This is a genomic window from uncultured Ralstonia sp., from assembly GCA_913056305.1.
GTDB lineage: Bacteria > Pseudomonadota > Gammaproteobacteria > Burkholderiales > Burkholderiaceae > Ralstonia.
Window position 1 is genome coordinate 1 of sequence record CAJXMR010000360.1, and the last position, 2,996, is coordinate 2,996.

The window sequence follows — 2,996 nt, forward strand, 5'->3', positions numbered from 1 at the left end:
TGCTGTTCATCGAGTTCGGCTACGAGGCGATGTCGTTGCGGCAGATCACGGCGCGCGCCAAGGTCAATCTGGCCGCCGTCAACTATCACTTCGGCAGCAAGGAAGCGCTGATGCAGTCGGTGCTCGGGCGCCGGCTCGATCCGCTCAACACGCGCCGCCTGGCGCTGCTGACGGCGTGCGAGGCGCGCTGGCCGCAGGGCATGACCTGCGACCACGTGCTGGGCGCCCTCTTCGTGCCCGCGCTGCAGATGGCGCGCAACCCCGACACCGGCGGCCCCGCCTTCCTGCGCCTGATGGGCCGCGTGTATTCCGACACCTCGCCGTTCGTGCAGGGCTACCTGCTCGGCCACTACGCGCCGGTGTTCGATCGCTTCTTCGAGGCGTTTTCGCGCGCGCTGCCCAGCCTGCCGCGCTCGGAGCTCGGCTGGCGCCTGCACTTCGCGCTCAAGGCTCTTGCAGGCGTGCTGGCGGGCGACGACCTCAACAACCTGCTGCCGCTGTTCACGCAGGGCAAGCCGATGAACGATGCCTCGCTGCTGGCGCGCCTGACCGCGCTGGTGGTGGCCACGCTCAACGCCCCGCTGCCCGCCAACGAAGAGAACGCGCTGGATCAGGTGGTGGAGCTGGCCGAAGCGCAGCACCCCTCGGTGGTGCCGTCCAGCGACGACACCACCGGTGGCCCCCATGGCCAAGGCAACGGCAACAGCGGACGCGTCACCAGCAACGGCACCCCCGGCCGCAGCAACGAGCGCGCGCCCATCCAGACCACCACGACCACCGCAACCGCCGCCTCGCCCTTCCCCGGCGATCTCTTCGGCCGCACACCCGCGCCACGCGCCAGCGCCGATGACGCTGTCGAGGACGCCGCCGACGCCGCCGACATCGCCGACAACCACGCCGGCGATGACCACGACGACGCCCCGGTCACACCCACCGCACGCACGCGTGCCCTGGCCATCCGCCGCAGTAACGCCGCGCGCGCCATCTTCCCGGCCAACCCGATGCGCCCCTGGCGCAGCCCGAACGCCTGACCGGCTTGCTCTCGCGGTTGGCACGCCGTTCACCGGGCGCCTGACCCAAATCGGGCGCCCCGGCGAGGGCACACACTGGAGACCCACATGACGATCTGGATCGTCCTGCTTTGTATTGGCGTGCTCGGCCTGGCCAGCATGGAGGCTTCGGCACTGGCGTGGCTGATTGGCTCGGCCGCATGGCTGGCGGCTGGCGCGTGGCTCGGCTTGGTCGGCCCGGTCGCCACCGCCGCGCTGGCCATCGTCTTCGTACTGCCGGCCACGCTGCTCACGCTCAAGCCGCTGCGCCGCGTGCTCATCACGCGGCCGGTGCTGGCGATGTTCCGCAAGATCATGCCGGAGATGTCGCCCACCGAGCGCGACGCGATCGAAGCCGGCACCGTGTGGTGGGATGCGGAGTTGTTCTCCGGCCGCCCCGACTGGAAGCGCCTGCTCTCGGCCCCCGCGCCGCGCCTCTCGCCCGAGGAACAATCCTTCCTCGACATTGAAACCGAAAAACTGTGCGACCTCGCCAACGATTGGGAGACCACGCAGGTCTGGCAAGACATGTCGCCCGAGGCCTGGGCGTATGCCAAGCAGGCCGGCTTCCTCGGCATGATCATTCCCAAGGCGTACGGCGGCAAAGGCTTCTCGGCCTATGCGCACTCGCAGGTGGTGATGAAGCTGGCCACGCGCTGCTCGGCGGCCACCGTGTCGGTGATGGTGCCGAACTCGCTGGGCCCCGCCGAGCTGCTGCTGCATTACGGCACCGAGGCGCAGAAGAACCACTACCTGCCGCGCTTGGCGCGCGGTGAAGAGATCCCCTGCTTCGCGTTGACCAACGCCTACGCCGGCTCGGACGCCGCCGCCATCCCCGACGTGGGCGTGGTTTGCCGCGGCATGCACGAAGGCCGCGAGACGCTGGGCTTTCGCGTGACCTGGAGCAAGCGCTACATCACGCTGGGGCCCATCGCGACGGTGCTGGGCCTGGCCTTCCGCGCGGTCGACCCGGACGGGCTGCTCGGCGCTGACAAGGCGCCCGGCATCACCTGCGCGCTGATCCCGACCCACCACCCGGGCGTGAACATCGGGCGCCGCCACTGGCCGCTCAACGCGGTGTTCCAGAACGGCCCGAACTCGGGCAACGACGTGTTCATCCCGATCGACTGGGTGATCGGCGGGCAGGCGCAGGTCGGCCGTGGCTGGCGCATGCTGATGGAATGCCTGGCGGCGGGCCGCGCGATCTCGCTGCCGTCGTCCAACGTGGGGCTGGCCAAGCTGGCGGTGCGCGCCACCGGCGCCTATGCCGCCGTGCGCCGCCAGTTCCGCACGCCGATCGGCAAGTTCGAGGGCATCCAGGAAGCGTTGGGCCGCATGGGCGGCAACCTCTACATGATGGATGCGGCGCGGCGCCTCTCTGCGCTGGCGGTGGACCTCGGCGAGAAGCCCTCGGTCATCTCCGCCATCGCCAAGTACCACGTGACCGAGCGCGCGCGCGACGTGATCAACGACGCGATGGACATCGTTGGCGGCAAGGGCATCTGCATGGGGCCGAACAACTTCCTGGCGCGCGCGTATCAGCAGGTGCCGATCGCCATTACGGTGGAAGGCGCGAACATCATGACGCGCTGCCTGATCATCTTCGGGCAGGGGGTGATCCGCTGCCATCCGTACGTGCTGCGCGAGATGACGGCGGCGCAGGGCGACGATTCGGCCAAGACGCTGCGCGCGTTCGACGCGGCACTGTTCGGGCACGGTGCGTTCATTGCGGGCAACCTGGTGCGCGCGGCATTGCATGCCGTGTCGGGCGGACGCGTGGCACCGGCGCCGTCCAATGCCGCGCCGGAGATGCGCCGCTACTACCAGGCCGTCAACCGGTTCTCGACCGCACTGGCGCTGCTGTCGGATGTCTCGATGTTCTCGCTGGGCGGCACGCTCAAGCGTCGCGAGAGCATCACCGGGCGGCTGGGCGACATCCTCTCGCAG

Annotated in this window: 2 protein-coding genes; both read left to right on the top strand. The window is 69.6% G+C overall.

The features are described 5' to 3' along the window. The first annotated feature begins 2 nt into the window (after positions 1-2). Positions 3-1,031: a TetR/AcrR family transcriptional regulator gene (locus QZ609_RS26000; RefSeq protein ID WP_295501243.1), complete on the top strand. Its 1,029-nt coding sequence runs from the start codon at positions 3-5 to the stop codon at positions 1,029-1,031. A gap of 87 nt (positions 1,032-1,118) precedes the next feature. After that, positions 1,119-2,996 (top strand): acyl-CoA dehydrogenase (locus tag QZ609_RS26005; RefSeq protein ID WP_295501246.1); only part of this gene is annotated, 1,878 nt, incomplete at its 3' end.